We start from the raw sequence: 19,689 nt of genomic DNA, 5'->3' as shown, positions 1-19,689 counted from the left end.
TTGCCCGCTGCGTCGCGCAGATGATGGTGCGACCGGTGCGCTGGCCCCGTCCTGATCGCGGACGACCAGCCGCCGCGTACGGGCGCGGCCATCACACGCCGAATACCGCCGCGCCGCCGAATCGGCGAAGCCGACGGCAGCAGCGTGAGATCAGGGCGCCCGTCCGCGTCGGCGGGCACCGCGCGCACGGTTTCTGTGTGCGGCGTGATCGTTTCCTATGGTGACCCGGTGTGCGGGCGTGTAGCGTCTGCGTCAGCTGTCGTGGTTCGGAGCTCACCCTCGCCCGCGCCTTTGGTGTGGGCGTTTTGCTGTGCTGTGCCGCAGGGACCAGGGCGATCACCTCCGCCTGCCACATGGAGTGGGAGGCGTTCATCGACCGGAAGGCATTGACATGGCAACGGGAACTGTGAAGTGGTTCAACGCGGAAAAGGGCTTCGGCTTCATCGCCCAGGACGGCGGCGGCCCGGATGTCTTCGCGCACTACTCCGCGATCAACTCCTCGGGCTTCCGTGAGCTCCAGGAGGGCCAGATCGTGACGTTCGACGTCACCCAGGGCCAGAAGGGCCCGCAGGCCGAGAACATCACCCCGGCCTGACCTCGCAGCCCCGCCCGGAGGAGCGCGCACACTGCCCGGTGACCGCCTCCGCCCGTGCGGGTTCTGCCGCCCACCCGAACGAGAGCGCCTGCTCTCGCGCCGGGCGTGCACGGGATCAGGGGCCGCGCAGCAATACTGCGCGGCCCCTGATCTGTTGCGGCGCGGGGCCGGTGCGCCCGCGACCCGGAACTTCCTGACCTCAGTCGCTTCGAGCGTGATCGGGTTCGGGTGCTGCAAGCTCCGCGCGTCTGTTCGCGGAGCTTGCAGCAGCAGACGGCCGGGCGCCCGTCCAGACGTCGAGGAAGACTCGCCGTCCACGTGTTCCCGATGACGTCGCACGTGGAGTGCGTGGCTGTTCTTGAGCCTGCTGAAAAAGGGTCCTGACCTGCGGGTTCACATCGCAGGCGGCTGTCCACTGGTGGACATGGGGGTTCCTTCTCGAAGGACGGGTGGTCGGATCAGGTGCAGGCGAACGGCGCCCAGTCGGTCACCTCGAAGCCGGAACCCCGGCGGCGCATCGCGAAGGCACCGTGTCCGGGCAGGTGCGCCGGGAGCACGAGGGCGTTGTTGTCCGCGGCGTGCGCGAACATGCGCGCACGGCTGGCGCGAGCACCCTCCTCGTCCTCTTCGAAGCAGCTGTTGATGTGCGGCTCGTGCACCTGGATCGCGCCGTGCAGGAGGTCGCCGGCGAAGATCGCGCGGTCGGCCCCGGACTCCAGGTGGATGATCGAGGCGCCGGGGGTGTGGCCGGGTGCCAGCTCGAGGGCGGCGTTCGCCTCGTGGACCTCGCAGGGGCCGCTGCCGGACGGCCTCGGCGGGGTAGCCGCCCTCGCCTATCTGGAACAGGGCCGGTGGGCCCGTGCGCAGACAGCCTGCGCCGAACTCGCGGCCGTCGCGTCGTCGGCCGGTCTCGATCATGCCGCGGCCTGTGCCGCCGCGACGGAGGCGCTGCTGTGCGCGCTGCGCGGTGACGTGGCCGGGGCCCACGCCCGGGCGCGGTACGCCCTGTCGCTCGTCGACCCGAGGGAGAGCCGTTCCGTCCTCGCTCTCGCCCACCGCGCGCTGGGCACCGCCGCCACCGTGGAAGGCGATCACGAGACCGCCCACCAGCACTACCGCGTGCTCTTCGACCACCGGGGCAACCCCACGCACTACCACCCGCACCTCGGATCCCTCGTGTCGTGATGCCTTCCGATGACTCGTCATGTGTCGTGCGCTGCCACCCCGGCCACCTCGGGTGGCTGCTGGCTTCCGTGCCCGGCCCCGCTGTTCGCGGGGCCGCGAGGGAACCGGGGGCCGCGCTGCCGGGCTGTGGCTCAGGCGTCGATGATGACGGGGATGATGAGGGGCTTGCGGCGGTGGGTGCGGAACGCCCAGTTCGCCACGGCGCGGGCGAGGAGCTGTTCCAGCTGGCGCGCGTCCCCGACGCCTTCCTCGGCCGCGGTGGCCAGGGTCTTCTCGATGACGGGAACGACCGGCTCGAAGGTGGCGTCGTCGTGGACGAAGCCGCGGGCCAGGAAGTCGGGGGCCTCGGCGAGGGCGCCGGTGTCCGCGTCGACGATCGCCACCACCGTGACGACGCCTTCCTCCGCGAGGGTGAGGCGGTCCTTGAGGGACGCTTCGGTGGCGCCGCCGACTTCCATGCCGTCCACGTAGACGTTGCCGGCGGGGACCTTACCGGTGATGGACGCGCGCCCGTCGACGAGGTCGACGACGACGCCGTCCTCGGCGATGACGACACGCTCGGGGTCGACGCCGGTGCGGATGGCGAGGTCGGCGTTGGCCCGTAGGTGGCGCCATTCGCCGTGGACGGGCATGACGTTGCGGGGTTTGACGATGTTGTAGCAGTAGACGAGTTCGCCGGCGCTGGCGTGCCCGGAGACGTGCACCTTGGCGTTGCCCTTGTGGACCACGTGGGCGCCCCAGCGGGTGAGCCCGTTGATCACCCGGTAGATGGCGTTCTCGTTGCCGGGGATGAGGGAACTGGCGAGCAGGACGGTGTCGCCCTTGCCGATGCGGATCATGTGGTCGCGGTTGGCCATCCGTGACAGCGCGGCCATCGGTTCGCCCTGGGAGCCGGTGCACACCAGAGTGACCTTGTGGTCCGGGAGCTTCTCCAGCTCCTTCGTGCTCACGACCAGACCGGACGGGACCTTCAGATAGCCCAGGTCACGGGCGATGCCCATGTTGCGGACCATCGACCGGCCGACGAAGGCGACCTTGCGGCCGTGTTGGTGGGCGGCGTCCAGGACCTGCTGGATGCGGTGCACATGGCTGGCGAAGCTGGAGACGATGACTCGGCGCGGTGCGGTGCGCATCACCTGCTCGATCGCCGGGTTCAGCTCACGCTCGGAGGTGGTGAAGCCGGGTACTTCGGCGTTGGTGGAGTCGGTGAGGAACAGGTCCACGCCCTCCTCGCCGAGGCGGGCGAAGGCACGCAGATCGGTGATGCGGTCGTCGAGGGGGAACTGGTCCATCTTGAAGTCGCCGGTGTGCAGCACCATCCCGGCGCCGGTGCGGATCGCGACCGCGAGACTGTCCGGGATGGAGTGGTTGACCGCCACGAACTCGCAGTCGAACGGCCCGAAGCTGCGCCGGTCGTCCTCCCGCACCCGCACCGTGCGCGGCCGGATGCCGTGTTCCTTGAGCTTGGCCTCCAGGAACGCCAGGGTCAGCTTGGAGCCGACGACGGGAATGTCGGACCGCTCCCGCAGCAGGTACGGCACACCGCCGATGTGATCCTCGTGCCCGTGGGTGAGCACCACGGCCACGATGTCGTCCAGCCGGTCCCGGATCGAGGTGAAGTCCGGCAGGATCACATCCACGCCGGGCTGGGTCTCCTCGGGGAACAGCACGCCGCAGTCGACGATGAGCAGTTTGCCGGCGTGCTCGAAGACGGTCATGTTGCGGCCGATCTCACCCAGGCCGCCCAGGGGGATGACCCGCAGCCCTCCTTCGGGAAGAGGCGGGGCGGTTTTCAGCTCAGGGTGCGGATGACTCATACCTTGACGTTACCCGGAGAGTGGGACGGGGTGATCCATTACCTGTGTGATCTCTTCCTCCCGACGGAGCGGAGCACTGGCACCGAGTGCCCCAAGGCGACCGGATTATGCCGGTGGCCGGGAAAGGGAGTGGTGAAGGCGGTATCGGCACATTCCGTGGGTGAACCGGCGGCGTATACCGGTCACCCGGCCCGGCGGCCCGCGGCCGGCCGTACTCCTCGTACCGGTCCGCGTGCACCGACTCGTCGTTGTGCCGGCGCGCGTCCTCGGTCCCCGCCGGCGGCCACACGAACCCGCCCGCGTGCCGCCCCCCGTCGCTCACCTCGGGAACTCCCGGTACGACGGGGCATCGCAGGCCGCGTACGCCGAGCGCAGCTTTGTCCGGTTCTCGCCAGTCCGCGGTAAATGCCTGGACCGGGGACCTCCCCTGACGGGAAACTTCCGACGTCCGACCTTCCGGGAGTGTGATGGGGACAACAGATACGCGAGGGCCGACGCCGGGCAGGAGCGCGGTTGTCCTGGCCCTGCGCCACTACGGCCGGGAACTGGTGCGACTACGTCTGCTGGCCGTGCCCGCGCTGCTGCTGCCGGCCGTGGGCAACATCGGCATCCGCTACGTCGCGCCCCTGCTGATCGCCAAACTGGCGGGACAGGCAGCCGAGGGCGGCGGTCTCACCCTCACCTCGGCGCTGCCGTACGTGCTGGGCTTCGGCGTGACGTTGCTGCTCGCCGAAGCCGTGTGGCGGGTGGGGCAGCACTGCCTGAACCGCGTGGACGCCCTCGGCATGGAACACCTGTACGTGGGCGGCATGGACGAACTCCTCGCCAAGGACGCGGCGTTCTTCCACGACAACTTCGCCGGCTCCCTGACCAAACGGGTGCTCAGCTTCGGCAAGCGCTTCGAGGACTTCGTCGACACGGTGACGTACCGGATCGTGGGCAGTCTCGTCCCCCTGGTGTTCGGTGCCGTGGTGCTGTGGAGCTACGAACCGATGCTCGTCGTCGGCCTCCTCGTGATGATCGCGCTGACCGTGGTGGCCGCGACACCGCTGATCCGTCGCCGGCAGAGGCTCGTCAACGACCGTGAGGTGGCGATCGCCCGGGTGTCCGGCCACGTCGCCGACAGCCTCATGAACATGGAGACCATCCGGGCGTTCGCGGCCGAGCGGCGGGAGGCCGACGAACACCGCAGCCGTGTCGCGGACTCCCGGCGCCTGACGCTGAAATCGTGGGACTACGGCAATCTGCGCGTCGACACCCTGATCGCCCCCATGTCGGTGCTGACCAACGTGCTGGGTCTGTTGGTCGCCGTCGCCTTCGGTGGCTCGGGCCAGGGAGTGGAGGAGGTCGTCGTCGCCTTCACCTACTACTCCAACGCGACCCAGATCATGTTCGAGTTCAACCAGATCTACCGGCGCCTGGAAAGCTCGATGACCGAGGCCGCGCAGTTCACGGAGCTGCTGCTGGATCCGCCCACCGTGCTCGATCCGACGGAACCCGAACCGCTCGCGCCGCGGGACACCGGCATCCGCTTCGACGCGGTGACCTTCGCCCACGCGGGTGCGCGGCCGATTTTCCAGGGACTCGACCTGAACGTGCCCGCGGGCGCACGGATCGGTCTGGTCGGCAGGTCCGGCGGAGGCAAGACCACACTCACCCGGCTCCTGCTGCGGATGTCGGACATCGACGACGGCCACATCCTGATCGGTGGTCAGGACATCAGCCGGCTGCGCCAGACGGACCTGCGCTCACTGATCGCCTACGTCCCGCAGGAACCCGCCATGTTCCACCGCAGCCTGCGGGACAACATCGCCTTCGCCCGGCCCGGCGCCACCGACGAGGAGATCCACGCGGCGGCCGCGGCCGCGCATGTCACCGAGTTCGCCGACCAGCTCGCCGACGGCTTCGACACCCTGGTGGGGGAGCGGGGAGTGAAACTCTCGGGCGGCCAGCGCCAGCGCGTCGCCCTCGCCAGGGCCATCCTGCGCGACGCCCCGATCCTGCTGCTCGACGAGGCGACCAGCGCCCTGGACTCGGAGAGCGAGCTCCTCGTCCAGGACGCCCTGTGGCGGTTGATGGACGGACGTACGGCCCTCGTGGTCGCCCACCGTCTGAGCACCGTCGCCGGCATGGACCGTCTCGTCGTCCTCGACCGCGGAAGCGTCGTAGAGCAGGGCACGCACGAGGAACTGCTCGCGGCGGACGGCGCCTACGCCAAGCTGTGGCAGCACCAGTCGGGCGGTTTCCTCGGCGAGAGCGCCGATTCGGCCCCCGGACGCCCGCTCCCAGGAGCCGGTCCCGGCGGGCTGCCCGGACCGGCAGGCCAGGCGCCGGACGGGGACCACGAGACGTCGTCGCACGCTCGTACGAGCACCTGGACCACATGACCGAGTCGGTTTCCGGACATTTTCGCCCACACACGGTGCCACACTGATACGCCCGTCAGGTGTGGCGAACGTGGGAGCATCCGATGCCTCGAGCGACATGCCGCCCGAGAGGGGTTCGACCTGGTTGGGACGGTGTCCTGAGCCCCTTGTTATAGGGGCGTCCGTGATACGTGAGAGGGTCTGGGGCGTGAGCGAGACACCACCGAACACCCTGCAATACCGCTTCGACGGGCCGGAAGACGCTCCGGTCCTGATCCTGGGCCCCTCCCTGGGCACCACGTGGCACATGTCGTAGAAGCCGTCCAGGGCCGTCCATCCAGTCCTATGCAGACATGTGTCGGCGGTCTCTGAACCTGGACCCCTTTGGGGTCGGTGAGTTTTGACCCCGTGTGCAGTTGTTTCATCCGGTTGCCGCGCTCGGTGTGCGGCCGATGTCGCGGTCTTTGAGCCTGTAGGAGTCTCCCTTCAAGGAGAGCACATCGGCGTGATGGACGAGACGGTCGATCATGGCGGCGGCGACGGTGTCGTCACCGAAGACCTCGCCCCAGCGTCCGAAGGGCTTGTTGCTGGTCACGATCACGGACGCACGTTCGTAGCGGCCGGAGACCAGCTGGAAGAACAGGTTCGCTGCTTCCGGTTCGAAGGGGATGTAGCCGACCTCGTCGATCACCAGGACCGGGACGCGGACGAGACGCAGCAGTTCGTCCTGGAGTTTTCCGGTGGTATGGGCGTCGGCCAGGCGGTCGACCCACTGGGAGGCGGTGGCGAACGCGACGCGGTGTCCGGCCTGGCAGGCGCGGATGCCCAGGGCGATGGCCAGGTGCGTCTTGCCGGTGCCGGGCGGGCCGAGGAAGACTACGTTCTTCTTGCCGGTGATGAAGTCGAGAGTGCCCAGATGGGCCACCGCCTCCCGTTTCAGCCCGCGCAGGTGATGGAAGTCGAACTCCTCCAGGGTCTTGTGGGCGGGGAAACGGGCCGCGCGGATGCGGCCTTCTCCGCCGTGGGACTCGCGGGCGGCGACCTCGCGCTGCAGGCAGGCGGCCAGGTACTCCTGATGCGTCCAGGACTCCGCCCTGGCGCGTTCGGCGAGCCGGTCGGCGGCGTCCAGCAGGGCCGGTGCTTTCAACGCACGGCTGAGGAAAGCCAGTTCGGCGGCGACGTCCCGGGACGTGGTGGTGCGGGTGGCCATGGCATTTACTCCTCTCCTCCGCCGCCTTCGATCAGATGGAAGACGCGGTCGTAGGCCGGCAGATCCGGCTGTGCGACCTCCACCGCCGTGGCGACGGCCCCGCCTGAGCGGTACTGGTGCCGCATCGCCGTGGCGGCCTCCGCGTGGTCGGGGTCGGTCAGCGTCTGGTGCCGGGCCCAGCAGCGGGCGTGTTCGGCGACCAGGCGGCCGTCCAGATGGGCCCGCACCGTTTCGGTGTCCGCCTCGATCCGCACGATCCGCCCGATCGCGGCCGGGTGGACGGAGTAGTCGCAGGTGTCCAGGCGGATGTAGTGGTCCCGGCCGATCCGCACCGAGGTCTGCCACCAGCGCGGCGGTGCGGTCGGCGGCAGCAGCAGCATCGCGGCCCGGTCGGCCTCCCACCGCTCGGCCGGACGGGCCTGAAGGGTGCGGTGCACCCGCCGGTTGGCGACCTCGAGCCATCCGGCCAGCTGTGTGTTGAAGTCGGCCGGCGAGGTGAACACCCGGCCGGGCAGGAACGACGTCTCCAGGTAGCCGTTGGCCCGCTCGACCAGGCCCTTGGCCTCCGGGTCGCGGGGCCGGCACAGGATCACCTTGCAGGCCAGCAGCCCGGCCAGCGCGGCGAACTCATGACCGAGCACGGCCCGACCCTCCCGGCGGCGTCCGATGGCCGCCTCGTTGTCCCAGACCAAGGCCCGGGGCACCGCTTTCCAGCCGGACAGCAGGTCCCAGTGCCCGCTCACCAGGTCGGCGGCCTGCCTCGACGGAAGCATCCGCGCGGTGATGACCCGCGAATAGCCGGCCACCAGCACCAGCACCGGCGGGCGCCCGGTCTGCCCGAAGCCCAGCGGGATGTCCACCGGCGGGAACCACAGATCGCACTGGGCCAGCTCGCCCGGCTGATACGCCGTCCGCGAGACCGGGTCCGCCGGAAGGTAGACCGGCCGCAGTTCCCGCACCCGCCGTTTCAGCACCGACAACGACCGTTCCCACCCGATCCGCTCCGCGATCACCGTGGCCGGCATCCGCGGATACTGCGCCAGCAACTCGCGGATCTCCGGCTCCACCGCGTCCACGATCGAGCCCTTCGGCACCCGCCGGTACTTCGGCGGATCGTCGCTGGCCACGGCCCGCCGCACGGTGTTCCGGGCGATCCCCAGATGCCGCGCAATTCCCTTGATCGACATGCCCTCCGCGCGGTGGAGCCGCCGGATCTCAGCCCAGTCCTCCACACCGATCACCTCTTCCACCTGACTCCCATGGAGCCAGACTGATCACTTGATCACGGAAGGGGTCACTTTTCATCGACCGATAGGGGGGGCACGGTTCACGGAACGGCGACAATTCGAACTCACGCCGCCTACCGGTCTCGGCGCCCTGGTCATCGGCATGCCCCGCGAGGCGGCAGACCAAGCGCTCGCCTCGTTCCGCGATCCCTCAGCGATCTCGGAATCAGACCAATTGGGCAGGTTCGTCTTCCGGCCAAGCGGCCTGATGGTCAGCATTCACTGCTCGCGCGGCAAGCTCGAAGCAATCGAGCTGGGCCGACCCGCCAGCGGCCAGGACATCGTCCGGTTCCGCGGCATCGATGTCTTCGGTCTGCCCGCTGCCGAGGTGGTCACCCAGCTGCGAGGGCTCGCCACGATCACCGAGGCCGAGGACGACCCGGCCTCCTTCATCGCACCAGACCTTCTTCTCAGCTTCTGGCGCCCCTTCGAAGCGGACGACGAATCCGACGAAGAACAGGGCTACTACTTCAGCTCGGTCCTCCTGGCTCGCCCCGGCTACTACGACACACCGGCTGAAGCCGCTGCCAGACTCCGCGCAGCTGGAGACCAGGAGCGATGACCTGACGGAGCTCGACTGGTGACGATCCAGCGTTGCCGCCCATCAGAGTGGAAGGGCCTCATCAACCATGGTCTTCAACTCTGCCGGCAGATCAGGTGAGTCCCGCCAGTTCTGGGCGATCAGCAAGAGCGCGACCCATGCGCCACGCGCCTCAGCGTTCGGCTGCCCGGAGAAAACCGCGTCCAGCACCTGCCTGGCAAGACCGTCGACAACCTCATACAGGGCATCGGAGACCTTGCTCACGTCATCCAGAGGCGAGCCCGCAGCATGAGACGGTGCACCGTCGAGTCGGATGGTGACTGAGGCAGCCGAGTACGTCCTTCCATGGAGGAAGTCACGCAGGCTGCCAACTTGATGACGAGACGGCAGAAGCGGCTGATCAGGACTCTGAGACACCCCGTCACCCTATTTGAAGCGGGACCGTGGCTAACGTCCCTCACACAGCAACGAAGCCCTGAGCTGCAACGACGCCACACAAACCCGAGATAAAGATCAAGAAGACGGCGTCGGTGGAGACCTGAATCATTCTGCTTCCGGCCTTCGCCGCGGCGATCGCGAGGCGGACGGGTCCCTCGGCTGTGACTGCCCAGTCCGCCCCGCCGCTCGATGCATTGACGATGACGCGAGGGTTCACCTCGGCCACGACCGCGTCCACGCTCCCTGGATCCCGCAGGTCGAGGCGGCGCCAAGTAACCCCCGGAGCGATGCCGGGCCTGGTCGTATAGGTCGCGGCCGTCGGGCGCCCCGCCGATAATGCTTGCCGGACCAGCTCTGTGCCCAGGAACCCGGACCCACCCACGATCAGCAGCGTCATGAGGCGGCACCCTAGACCGGGCAGGGCCCGGTGATGGCGAGAATGTGGGCGGAGGCATCGGTGAGGGCAGCGTGCGGGTCCGCGATGCGCGCCGCGGATAGGGCCGCTTCGTACATGTCCGTGCCCATGAGATTGGCGCTGGTGTACTTCTCGATGGCCTTGACCGCCACCCAGCCGGGTCCTTCGATTCCGTAGAGGCTGGGATCGGTAAGACCGGCCTCCGTGACCTCCGCGCGCAGCTCGGCGGAGGTCTGGAAGTAGGCGACGGTGAAGCCGCGCTGTCCGGCGTAGCGCCCCTGGGCCAGGGTGTCACGGACCCCGTCCTGGATCGCGGCCTCGGTGATACCGGTGGTCGCGATGTAGTCGAGGAGGGGCGAATACCGGGAGATCGCCGCCGCGGCGATGAGTCCGCCAGGCCGGGCCACGCGTGCCGCCTCCGTCAGCGCGGAGATCCGGTCGATCTTGTCGTGGAGGTGGTAGAGCGGGCCGAGAAGCAGAACGACGTCGTACGTCCTGTCCGCGGCGGTGAGGCGGCGGGCGTCGCCCAGCTCGGCCGTCACGCCGTCGATGGCGGCTGCCTGGGCGACGTGCTTGGGGACTGGGTCCACGACGTGCACCATGTAGCCGTCGTTGGCCAACCACCGGGCGTGCGTTCCGGGACCACCGCCGACATCGAGCACGCGGGCCGGCGCCGGCGGGAGGTGGCGGCGCAGTAGTTCGCGGGTGCGCGCGAACTCCAGGGTGCCTGTGGCGGTGGTCTGCAGCCGTGCGGCTTCGTCGGACCGGGTGTAGAAGTCGATGATCTCCGGGTGCACGGCAGGGTTGCTCGTCATCGGGGCGTCCTCGTCAGGAGGGGCTGTCGGTGTCCGGCAGCGTAGGGGAGACAGAGAATTGATCACTTTGATTTTCGGAGGCGTGCGACGGTTCGGTCCTCACCGCCGCTCCCACAAGTGCCCGGCTCATTCTGACCGTGGCAGGGCCACCCATTTAGTCCTGGATGCGAGGTTGTGGAATCGCGGCTGGTCGTGGCACACCAAGCCGACGAGGGAGCAACTACCGGGTCCGGTGGGTACAGGACGGCAAGAAGCGCACGTCGGCGGTGAGCTACGACCTGCCCAGCGCGCGTAGGACTGCAGGAGGACGCTGGAGGCCGAGAGCGCCGCCACAGACATCAACATCGTGAAGGTGCAGCCGGGCCAGTAGGTGCTGGCATCCATGCGTGAGCGGTCACGTGGTTGTCCGGCGGGCGCTGCTCCGGATGAAGAACACGGGGACCCGTGACCACCGTCCGGGCCGCTCGTCAATTCGTGGATGATCTCGGCGGTTCAGATGGACCTACGCGGCCTGGGTGAACCGCTCGATTGGGTCGGTCGGCAACACCCCTGGCCCCGGACGTGGACCAGATTGTGTGCCTGGTGATGCCCCTTCGAGAAACCAGCCCTTCGAGTGCTCTGCGGGTTTCATCACCAGGCCAGATCGACGCACGAGGGGCGCCCTCGCGCTGGCCGATAAGCGGCGGCGCATGGATCGCAGGTTCCGCAGGACCGAGGGACACCGGCCTTCTGTGAACCGACGAGGGTCTATAGCTCAACTGGTAGAGCGCCGGTCTCCGAAGCCTGTGACTGGTGGGGGGTCGAGTCCCTCTCGGCCGGCATGGATATCTGGTCGTAGCTCTAAGTTGGCTGGCTCGGGGCGTTCGGTGCGATCGAAGGAGTCGCCATTGTCCCCGATGACCGACGAGACACCCTCTCCGAGCACGTCTGGAAGTGGTTCGGCATCGGCCGACACGACGAGCCCCGACCGGCAGTCACCGGCACCGTGCGTCTGCGTCGCTTCGTGTTCCTCGCCTTCTGCGCCTGGCTGTCGGCTCAATTCCTGACCGGCGGCTTCTTCTAGGGGTCGTTGTCGCTCAACTCGCGACGCTCGTCGGGGCCGCCGAAATGAGGACCACGCGGCACGCAGGGCATTCGCTAGCTCGGGCAGCTGCCTCGCGAGCGAGGTCAGCATCGTTACGAGCAGGCTCAGAATGCCGAATGCCCCGAGGACAAAAAGGGTGATGGAGTTCCAGTCCATCTGTTGAGCGCCTCCAGCTCGACGGGCCGAACTGGAAGCAGGCAGCCTCAGTCCGACCACTAACTTCGTGGTTGGTGCTGAGAGACTGCCGACGCGAGCAATCATCCAGGTGGGCGTTGCAGCGCCCGTCTTACTCTCACCCTTCAGATCGTGGCCCAGGTGCCTTCAATAAAAAATGCGCCAGAAACCGGCGGGTGCGCGCGTCTCGCAGCGGCCCGTTAACTGACCCATCTAATAGCCGACCGCGAAGACCGGTCGGGCGCACGAAAGGGCAGAATGACCTGCCCTCTGTCCGCAGGAGCAACGCTACACAACAACGGCCAAGATCGCCGGAGTTGAGGTGATCTGATGCCCGACCCCGTGCCCAGCCGTGCAGCTGCCCTGGCTCGCCCCCGCGAGCGCAAGGGCGGCGACGTTCCGTCCGTGACACGCGGACTGGCCCGGCCCGTCAAGGTGTATAAGGCGGACCGGAATTGGCATCCTGCGAGACTCCCTGAAGGGGGCCAGTCAGGCCAGCTTCTACCAGCAGTCCGACTGGGACCTGGCCTACTCGCTGTGCGAAGACCTCTCCTACTACAAGAAGTAAGGCAAGCGGTCGGGGCAGATGCTCCAGGCGATCTACTCCGCCTTCGAGCGACTCCTCGCCGCCGAGGGCGACCGGCGCCGCGTACGCATCGAACTGCACGAGCCCGATCCCGAGGTCAAACGCCTCGATTGGGTGACAGAGCGATTGGCTTCGTTGTCCAAGGTCAACTGCCGTTCCGCGTCATTTCGCGTCGACCTCGCCAAGTCACCCCAAGGAAAGGGGTGGCCGACAGGGGGCCTGTAGGTGCATGCTGGCCCGTTTCCCATCGTGAGGAGAAGTACATGGAGATCCGGTCGCTTGAGGAGTTGCGCGCTGCGGATGATCTGTCGCTGGCGTTCAATCCCTACGGGCTCGGCGGCCGTATGAAGCCCGATGACGCTGCGGAGTTCCAGCAGCGTCAGATCGCCGACTGCGACCTGACGGCGGGTGTCGCGGCCGGAACACGCGACTCGTTCGAGCGGCTGCGCACCGTCTTCGCCTACGGCGTGCTGTGCTACGACGTGTACACCATCGTCGGCGACCAGGCGCTCCTCATCTACGAGCAGGCGTTGCGAGACCGCTTCCTGGAATGGTGCGCCGGCACCATCACCTTCCGCGTCCCCCAGGCCCCGGACGTCTCCTACACCGTCTCGTCGTACGACGACGTCAAGAAGCGTGCAGACAGAATGACGCGGCAACGTGCGAAGCTGGTCGTCGCCACCCAGGCCATCGAGTTCAACGGGATGCTGCACGGGCTCCGCCTGTGGGCGCGTACCGCGGGTCTGCTCCGCGGGCGGCGCAGCCGCGCGGTCGAAGAGGCGCTGGCCAGGCTGCGTAACTACGTTGCCCATCCCTCCGGCCACCATGTCGACACCCCCGTCGAGGCGGCCCGAACGGTGCGGGATCTGGCGGAACTGATCAACCAGCTGTGGGGGCACGCCACTCCCGGTGGGCGCCTGTACCCGGCACCTCTGCGCCGGGAGGTCGCCGTGCTGAGCTGGAACGGTTCCGGGCGGGCTCGGATGGAGCCCGCCCACGCTCTCGCCGTCCCCGGTCCCATGGAAGATCAGGAGGACGACGAGTACCAGCACGTCGTGGTGCGCGCCATCCCCTTCGTACCGGGCAGTCGCTGGGACGATGCTCACTGGGCGGAGTTCGACACCCGCTACGAGACCACGCGGTTCCCGACGGATTATCTCTGGGGGCCGGGCACCCGCGAGGAGGCGCAGGCGTGGCTGGAGCAGGAGCGTCCCGAGGGGGACAGCGTCGACTTCACCGACCGGGTGTTTCTTGTCCAGGACCACGGTCGCCTGCTGCCTCCAATGCGCCCTGCCGTAGCGGCCGGGCTACCCGACGACGAGCGCCTCGGAGTCTGGCATGCCGTGCGAGCCGACTTTCCCGACGACGCCTTCGCGCACGTCCGAGGCTCCGGAGATCGCAGCGCCGGTCATTCCCGCCGCCCCGGTAACTGTCCTGCCTGTTCTGCTGAAGTCCTTGGCTCCGGCTCCTACGACCAAGCTCTTCGCGCTGCTGCAGCCGCTCTCGGACCAATCCAGGCGGTACAACTGCCCTCCGTCCGACTCCCCTTGTCGACCTTCTGGCCCGACCGACCGTGAGCAGTGCAACGCGAGCAGGCGTGCGGACAGGCCAACAACGCCGGTCGCCTTCGGCATGGCCGTGAATGCACCATGCCGACGGGAGTCAAGCAGATCGGCGGCCCGCCGCCCGGCGGCAGGAAGGACCCTGAGCCGTGCCAGAGTGATCCGCATGATCCCCGCACACGTCCCCGACGAGCCGCCGCTGACCTACGCCGACAGCTTCGACATACCGGTCCTGTTTCGCAACGGACCTGCAGACAAGCCCCGGCGGCAGTGGCGGACGGCCAAGCACAAGACGTGGACCGGATCGGACGGATTCCCGGCGGCCGACGGCTGGTACGCGCCGACCACCACATGGCGGGAAATCATCAAGGCCGCCACCGAAGTCGGCCGCGACGTCACACCGCACCTGCAAAACCAGCCGCGCTACGCACACGGGGAGCTCGTTGCCCGGGTCGCCCCGCTGTACGCCTACCTCGGCGCGCATCCCGTGAAGCCCCGACATCCCGTGCCAGGCGCTAAGGGCAGGCGCCTCACCTGGAACCCGGTCTACGCCCACGGTACCGAGCGCAGCGCGAAGAATGCCGCCGGCTACCGGCTGGGCATGACGATGACCGAGTGGGCCTGCCGCTCGCTGCTCGGCCTCGGCCAGACCGAACACCTCGAACTCGGCGGCCCCGTCCCGGCTCTGCACAAGACGTTCAAAGATCCGAAGAAGAAGCTGCCCGACCTGTGGGGGCACCACGAGGCAGAAGAGCTGTACTGGCTAATCGAGGCCAAGGGCGGCGATGTCGGTGTCGGCACACTTCGCAAGGGGTGGGCGCAGCTGACGGCCGGCAGCAACGTCCTCAGCGCGTACGCGCACCGCACCGTCCTGGTCGGGGCGTCCGTACGGCCCGGTGACGACCTCTTCCTGACCATCGACCACAACCTGCACCCCGGCCAGCCCCCGCTCGCCCCCTACGGGTCCGACACCGCCGACGACGCGGCGGGCCCCGGCAACCTGGAAGACCACCTCGGCGACAGCGACGACGCGCTCATCGGCGCGGCCCGCGCCCAGATGCTCGCCTACCTGGCGCTACGCTCGGCTCCCGCCTCACAGTTGCGCACCGTGCCCGTTCCCGCCGACCGCGCTTCCCGTCACCGGCGCTCCGGGCTGACCACGCCCCTGGAAAGCGATGGCCTCACTTTCGCCATGCGGGCCGACGCCCGCCGAGCAGTGACCGGTGCGGAGGAGCACACGCTGCGCGTCGGAATCCGCTCCATGGGCCTCGACGACTTCCTGAGCTGCCGCATCCCCGGAACTGAGGTCCACCTCGGCATGTCCCGGAAGCTGTTCGCCGCCTGCGAGCGCCTCCACGAGGAGGACCTCGCCATCGCCCGGCGCACCCCAGGACTGCGCGCCGAGGACCAGCCTCCTGCCGACCTGGAACTCAGCGACGAAGCCCAGGAAGAACAGGGGCTCACCCAGCGGCGCATCTTCCGCGAACAGCAGGAGGAAGCCCGCCCACGGCTGCGTTATCTACTCCGCGACGCCTATGAGCAGGGTGCGGCAAGCAACTGGAGTGACCTTCTACGCCGTCCCCGGGAGCCAGAACTCGACCTGGAGGGAAACGTGGGTCTCCTCGAATCGGCGACACCGGAGACATACCTGGCAGTCAGCCGCTACGAACTGCCCCCCGCCCGCGCCTAGCCCGACCCCTGGCGTGCCCGCCTCCCGTGGCGGCGAGGCCAGTCATGATGTGCCCCTTCCGCCAGGAGGCACCGAGTTCTGCGAGCCGCCCTCGAAGGGCGCCGCGCTGTTCCTCCAGGTCCTGCGAGGCGGGCGAGAGGAGATAGACGTTGTCGCGGTAGAGGCGGAATCCGAGGCTCTGCCATCCCTGGGCGATCTTGGTGTTCACGCGGTCCCACTCGGCCTGGTCTGTCAGACGCTGGCTGCTGAGGTCGGTGATGCCAGGTGAGCAGGCGATGGCCCGGCAGCCGGCCATGAGCCGGTGGATCACCTCGCAGCCAAGTACGGCCGCCAGTCCATGCCCATGCCACGGGGGATCCAGCGTCACACGGTCCATGACGAGCAGCGCGGAGCCCACGTACTCCACCAGTTCGCTGACCTCGCTGGTGAAGAAGCCCGTCTCGGGATCGAGGAGCACCTGGGCGGTTTCGTACAGCTCCTCGGATTCCTCTTCCATCGCCCGGAACGCATTCCGGCCGCGGTCGAGGTGGACCCGGTAGAACGTCATCGACCCCACGGTGGCGTCCTCGACCGTGCACGCAGGGCACTCCACGGTGACGCAGTTGCCCGTGGCCGTCGGCCCCTGGCTTCCGTCGTGCACACGCCGGCGGTGGAGGACGGACACACTCCACCGCTCCAGCGTGTCGGCCTGCGGGGTGTCCCAGAGCTCGTCGTCGTAGGAGATGCGCAGGTACAGGTCGGAGGGATCCCCTGGAAGCTGAGGCCGCTTGCTCACCCGGCAAGGTCCTGCACGATGGCTTCAAGGACAGCACCCGAACCCTCGATGGGCGTGGGCATCACGACACCGATCACCGTTCGGTGCGCGGTACCGTCCGACAGCAGCGACGGCTCGGGGTTCTTGGTCACGATCCGCAGGAGCCCGTGTCCGGGAGCCTCCTCGATCCGGTAGCCGGGTTGGAGGCGAGAGAGCCATCCGTGGTCCACTGCCACCGCGGCGCCCTGTAGCGCGCCGATACGCAGGCCGCGGGTCACCCAGGCCGACCAGGCGACCTCGCTCCAGTCCGCGCCGTCGGCCTGGTCAGGAATGACGTCTGAGAGGTCGGGGTGCTGCTCAGCCACCCAGCGTGAGGGCTGCGCTTTGCGGAGGACCCACTGCCCGTCCCGGCCGACCTCGCCAGGGTCGAGACCTGGGGTGAGGCGCATGTCGAGAGCGACGTGGCCGTCGGTGATCCGGTCGCCGTGCACCCAGACCTTGTCCTTACAAGCCGTCTCATTTGGTGAGGCGGCGGTAGCAGATGAGGGTGCAGGCGATGCTGGTGAAGGCGAGGAAGTGGCTGGCTTTGCGCTCGTAGCGGCGGTGCAGGCGCCGGCATCCGGCGAGCCAGGCCATGGTGCGTTCGATGGTCCAGCGGTGCCGGCCCAGTCGTTGACTGGAGTCCGTGCCCTTGCGGGCGATCCGGGGCGTGATGCCACGGCCGCGTAACCATCGTCGCAAGTGGTCGTAGTCGTAGCCCTTGTCGCCATGGAGCTTGCCCGGGCGGCGCCGCCTTCGCCCTCGCCGGGAACGGATCGGTGGTATGCCCTTCACCAGCGGGATCAGGGCCTGGCTGTCGTGCAGGTTTGCCCCGGAGATGCCGACAGACAGGGGCAGGCCGGTCCGCTCGGTGATCAAGTGGATCTTCGAGCCGTACTTGCCCCGGTCGACAGGATTCGGACCTGTCAGCTCCCCCTTTTCAGGGCCCGCATGTTCACCGAGTCGATCGCGCAGCGAGACCAGTCCAGCTCGCCGCGCGAGCCGAGTTCGTCGAGGACCAGGCGGTGGAGCTTGGCCCACACCCTGGCCTTCGACCACTCCGTGAAGCGCCGGTGAGCCGTCGCTCCCGACAGCCCGAACGACGCGGACGGCAACTGCTGCCACGTGCAGCCCGAGGTCGCGACGAACACGATCGCGGCCAGCACTTCCCGGTCACCGTGCCGACGGCGGCCGCCGCCCTGAGGATGAGTCGGCGCCTCCGGCACCACACGCTGGAACAACTCCCACAGCTCATCCGGCACCAGCCGCTCAACGATCCCCACACGGGCAGGCTATCGAACAGCCCAAATGAGATGACGTGTAATTCTGCAGAGACCCGAACGTCTCAGCGCCCTGGCCCGTCGGCCTCGACGAGGCGACGGGGGCGGCCCCACGGTAAGTCCGCCACTGACAGCCCTGCAGGGGCAGCCTCACAGCCCCTGTGAGCGGGGTCCTGGCTGTAGCTGTCCGACCAGGTGGAAGACGTCCCGAGCCGCGTAGCGTTTGAGGCAACGGACGATTTCGCGCCGGGTCTTGCCCTCCTTGATCCGGCGCTCGTAATAGTCCGGAGTTCGTGGGTCGACCCGCCGGCGGGTGAACACGATGCGTTGGAGCACGGCATTGGTCTGACGGTCGCCACCACGGTTGAGGCGACGGAACTGCCGGCGTCCCTAGGGACGCTCGACGGGACTGACCCCGCACAAAGCGGCGAAGGACGCCCTGCACGCTCTTCCTGACAGTGTCGCCCGGGCTGGGCACGGGGAACGCGCTGGTGGTGATGCTGCTGGTGCACGCTCGGGTGGTGGTGACGGGGCTGCTGAATCTGCGGCCGCCCCGGGTGGTCGGCTGAGACGCGGGTGCTCGGCCGAGAGCTGAGCGGGACCGGCCGTGCCCGGTACGGCAGCAGGGCCCGGACCGCGCGTCGCGGTCCGGGCCCTGCCCCCATGCGGTGCCGCCCTGCGGCGGCGGTGCGTCAGCTCTGTGCGGTGTCGTCGCTCGTCTGCCCGGCGCCCTCGGCTGCGCCTGTCTTCTCGCGCATCTTGCGCACCAGCTCCGCCTTCTGGTCGGCTGCGCCCTGGCGGTCGAGGTTGCGGTGCGGACCGTTGTTCTGCCGTTCGGCGCGGGACAGCTTCTTGCGCTGGCCACCGCCCATGCCCACGGGGTTGTTGATGTTCTTGCTCACGGTCACGGGTTCTCCCGGTAATGATGTGAAGTGATCTACGGATTCATCGGTGGGGGATGGGCGGCGACATCAAAGGACGTCACAGGGACCCATCACGCTCTCACTCGTAAATCGGCGTTTGGAAGAACATGACAAACACGTTACCCGGTTCCTTCGGCCCCGCACACCAACCTTTTCGCCGCCCCGGCGTCGGCCGGGCCTTCGGCGAGCGCCCAGGGCCAGCCGTTTCCTTCCGGGAATCTCAGCACCGCCAGCACCCGCCGGAGGTCGCCGCCCGCCCGGGGCAGGTCCAGATGGGTGTTACTGGGCCGCCGTGGGTGTTGTCAGTGGTCGCGAGCACACTGACGGCATGAGAGATCATCTCACTTGCGCCCCGCCGTTGCGGCCAGCCTCTGCGGAAGGTCTGCGCAGCGAGGCGTCGTTCGCGGCGCTGCGCGCGGTCAGCCCGCCCGATTGCGACCTTCGACTCCGTGACGCAGTGGGAACTGATCACCGGGCTACGGAGTCCGTCATAGTGTGAACGGCCGGGATGCCAGTGAAGTAGTGGGGAAGTTGTGACGAACAGCAGCGGTAGCAATCCGTCGGCAGCGGGTCCGGGCACGTCTGCGCCGGGGCAGCCGCGCTGGGCCTGGTGGGTCGTAGGCATCGTCGTGCCCGTCGTTGGCATCGCAGCCACGGTGTTCGTCAACAACCGGCACAGCTCTGCTGACGACTCGAAGCCACCCGCCGTCGCGGGGGCACCGTCTGCCACGCATGATCAAGCCAAGCCAGCCGCATCAGCGGATTCGGCCAGCCCGGAGAACACGGCGTCCCGCGCCGTGTTCGGTCCACACGACATTCAGTTCCGGACCAGTGAAGCTCCCCCCTGATCGTGGACAGCGGGTGGTTACGCTGCGGGGGCGAGGTCTTGCGTCGTCAGTGCCCTGGTCTCGAGCGGGGTGACGTACCCG

Annotated in this window: 17 protein-coding genes and 2 pseudogenes; 7 read left to right on the top strand and 12 right to left on the bottom strand. The window is 68.3% G+C overall.

The features are described from left to right. Positions 1-391: 391 nt before the first annotated feature. Positions 392-595 carry a cold-shock protein gene (locus IE178_RS15465; RefSeq protein WP_053751759.1) on the top strand — a complete coding sequence of 68 codons (204 nt, stop codon included), beginning with the start codon at positions 392-394 and terminating at the stop codon, positions 593-595. 458 nt (positions 596-1,053) lie between these two features. Here IE178_RS15465 and IE178_RS15460 read toward each other — a convergent pair whose 3' ends face one another. Then, positions 1,054-1,314 carry an MBL fold metallo-hydrolase gene (locus tag IE178_RS15460; RefSeq protein WP_318280091.1) on the bottom strand — a complete coding sequence of 87 codons (261 nt, stop codon included), beginning with the start codon at positions 1,312-1,314 and terminating at the stop codon, positions 1,054-1,056. A 4-nt stretch (positions 1,315-1,318) separates the two neighbouring features. On the opposite strand from IE178_RS15460, the gene IE178_RS15455 reads away from it, so the two are divergent. Then, the gene (locus tag IE178_RS15455; RefSeq protein WP_193512691.1) at positions 1,319-1,780 is read left to right on the top strand and encodes a hypothetical protein; all 462 of its coding nucleotides are present in this window, start codon (positions 1,319-1,321) and stop codon (positions 1,778-1,780) included. 131 nt (positions 1,781-1,911) lie between these two features. On the opposite strand, the gene IE178_RS15450 is transcribed toward IE178_RS15455, so the two are convergent. Beyond that, positions 1,912-3,597 (bottom strand): ribonuclease J, encoded by a 1,686-nt coding sequence (locus tag IE178_RS15450; RefSeq protein ID WP_184761339.1) that lies wholly within the window; start codon positions 3,595-3,597, stop codon positions 1,912-1,914. 467 nt (positions 3,598-4,064) lie between these two features. Between IE178_RS15450 and IE178_RS15445 the strand changes: the two genes are divergently transcribed. Beyond that, entirely contained in the window at positions 4,065-5,984 is a 1,920-nt protein-coding gene (locus IE178_RS15445; RefSeq protein WP_193512690.1) for an ABC transporter ATP-binding protein, read from the top strand. 400 nt (positions 5,985-6,384) lie between these two features. Here the strand turns inward: IE178_RS15445 and istB are convergent, their stop codons facing one another. Both istB and istA read right to left on the bottom strand, forming a co-directional pair. After that, a complete protein-coding gene (gene istB / locus IE178_RS15440) occupies positions 6,385-7,173 on the bottom strand; it encodes an IS21-like element helper ATPase IstB (RefSeq protein WP_193512689.1) in 789 nt (262 codons plus the stop codon). Between the two features lie 5 nt (positions 7,174-7,178). Continuing rightward, entirely contained in the window at positions 7,179-8,414 is a 1,236-nt protein-coding gene (gene istA / locus IE178_RS15435) for an IS21 family transposase (protein WP_318280075.1), read from the bottom strand. Between the two features lie 37 nt (positions 8,415-8,451). On the opposite strand from istA, the gene IE178_RS15430 reads away from it, so the two are divergent. Continuing rightward, positions 8,452-9,021, top strand: a complete 570-nt coding sequence (locus IE178_RS15430) for a hypothetical protein (protein WP_318280074.1) — start codon at positions 8,452-8,454, stop codon at positions 9,019-9,021. A gap of 42 nt (positions 9,022-9,063) precedes the next feature. On the opposite strand, the gene IE178_RS15425 is transcribed toward IE178_RS15430, so the two are convergent. The 3 genes from IE178_RS15425 to IE178_RS15415 all read right to left on the bottom strand — a co-directional run bounded on the left by IE178_RS15425 (position 9,064) and on the right by IE178_RS15415 (position 10,668). Then, complete coding sequence (locus tag IE178_RS15425) at positions 9,064-9,264, bottom strand: hypothetical protein (RefSeq protein WP_193512687.1); 201 nt, start codon at positions 9,262-9,264, stop codon at positions 9,064-9,066. Positions 9,265-9,457: 193 nt separating this feature from the next. After that, a complete protein-coding gene (locus tag IE178_RS15420; RefSeq protein WP_193512686.1) occupies positions 9,458-9,835 on the bottom strand; it encodes a sugar nucleotide-binding protein in 378 nt (125 codons plus the stop codon). A gap of 11 nt (positions 9,836-9,846) precedes the next feature. Further along, positions 9,847-10,668: a class I SAM-dependent methyltransferase gene (locus tag IE178_RS15415; protein ID WP_193512685.1), complete on the bottom strand. Its 822-nt coding sequence runs from the start codon at positions 10,666-10,668 to the stop codon at positions 9,847-9,849. Between the two features lie 1,697 nt (positions 10,669-12,365). On the opposite strand from IE178_RS15415, the pseudogene IE178_RS37075 reads away from it, so the two are divergent. The 3 genes and pseudogenes from IE178_RS37075 to IE178_RS15400 all read left to right on the top strand — a co-directional run bounded on the left by IE178_RS37075 (position 12,366) and on the right by IE178_RS15400 (position 15,764). Beyond that, positions 12,366-12,737: pseudogene (locus IE178_RS37075) on the top strand (phage terminase small subunit). 38 nt (positions 12,738-12,775) lie between these two features. After that, the gene (locus tag IE178_RS15405; RefSeq protein ID WP_193512684.1) at positions 12,776-14,089 is read left to right on the top strand and encodes a hypothetical protein; all 1,314 of its coding nucleotides are present in this window, start codon (positions 12,776-12,778) and stop codon (positions 14,087-14,089) included. Between the two features lie 151 nt (positions 14,090-14,240). Next, complete coding sequence (locus IE178_RS15400) at positions 14,241-15,764, top strand: gamma-glutamyltransferase (RefSeq protein WP_318280072.1); 1,524 nt, start codon at positions 14,241-14,243, stop codon at positions 15,762-15,764. On the opposite strand, the gene IE178_RS15395 is transcribed toward IE178_RS15400, so the two are convergent. From IE178_RS15395 to IE178_RS15380, 5 genes and pseudogenes are all read right to left on the bottom strand, one after another. Further along, on the bottom strand, positions 15,730-16,539 hold the full coding sequence (locus IE178_RS15395; RefSeq protein WP_193512682.1) for a hypothetical protein: 810 nt from the start codon (positions 16,537-16,539) through the stop codon (positions 15,730-15,732). The two genes, IE178_RS15400 and IE178_RS15395, sit on opposite strands and share 35 nt — an antisense overlap. Beyond that, a complete protein-coding gene (locus IE178_RS15390) occupies positions 16,536-17,009 on the bottom strand; it encodes a hypothetical protein (protein WP_193512681.1) in 474 nt (157 codons plus the stop codon). Before IE178_RS15390 ends, IE178_RS15395 begins: the two co-directional genes overlap by 4 nt. 25 nt (positions 17,010-17,034) lie before the next feature. Further along, positions 17,035-17,834, bottom strand: a protein-coding gene (locus IE178_RS15385; protein ID WP_318280090.1) for an IS5 family transposase whose coding sequence is annotated in 2 segments (ribosomal slippage) — positions 17,035-17,496 and positions 17,499-17,834 — 798 coding nt in all. Because the reading frame shifts where the segments join, the coding sequence is not laid out codon by codon here. A 153-nt stretch (positions 17,835-17,987) separates the two neighbouring features. Further along, positions 17,988-18,275, bottom strand: a pseudogene (locus IE178_RS36940) (transposase); the annotation flags it as partial. A gap of 254 nt (positions 18,276-18,529) precedes the next feature. Then, positions 18,530-18,745 (bottom strand): DUF6243 family protein, encoded by a 216-nt coding sequence (locus tag IE178_RS15380; protein ID WP_193512680.1) that lies wholly within the window; start codon positions 18,743-18,745, stop codon positions 18,530-18,532. Positions 18,746-19,689: the final 944 nt, after the last annotated feature.

This window comes from Streptomyces griseoloalbus (assembly GCA_014650015.1).
GTDB lineage: Bacteria > Actinomycetota > Actinomycetes > Streptomycetales > Streptomycetaceae > Streptomyces > Streptomyces griseoloalbus.
This window is presented reverse-complemented; position numbering and strand designations above follow the sequence as displayed.

Excerpts from the sequence above, each read along its gene's own strand:
- IE178_RS15465 (WP_053751759.1), top strand. The coding sequence starts at position 392 with ATGGCAACGGGAACTGTGAAGTGGTTCAACGCGGAAAAGGGCTTCGGC.
- IE178_RS15455 (WP_193512691.1), top strand. The coding sequence starts at position 1,319 with ATGATCGAGGCGCCGGGGGTGTGGCCGGGTGCCAGCTCGAGGGCGGCG.
- IE178_RS15450 (WP_184761339.1), bottom strand. The coding sequence starts at position 3,597 with ATGAGTCATCCGCACCCTGAGCTGAAAACCGCCCCGCCTCTTCCCGAA.
- IE178_RS15445 (WP_193512690.1), top strand. The coding sequence starts at position 4,065 with ATGGGGACAACAGATACGCGAGGGCCGACGCCGGGCAGGAGCGCGGTT.
- istB (WP_193512689.1), bottom strand. The coding sequence starts at position 7,173 with ATGGCCACCCGCACCACCACGTCCCGGGACGTCGCCGCCGAACTGGCT.
- IE178_RS15420 (WP_193512686.1), bottom strand. The coding sequence starts at position 9,835 with ATGACGCTGCTGATCGTGGGTGGGTCCGGGTTCCTGGGCACAGAGCTG.
- IE178_RS15415 (WP_193512685.1), bottom strand. The coding sequence starts at position 10,668 with ATGACGAGCAACCCTGCCGTGCACCCGGAGATCATCGACTTCTACACC.
- IE178_RS15405 (WP_193512684.1), top strand. The coding sequence starts at position 12,776 with ATGGAGATCCGGTCGCTTGAGGAGTTGCGCGCTGCGGATGATCTGTCG.
- IE178_RS15400 (WP_318280072.1), top strand. The coding sequence starts at position 14,241 with ATGATCCCCGCACACGTCCCCGACGAGCCGCCGCTGACCTACGCCGAC.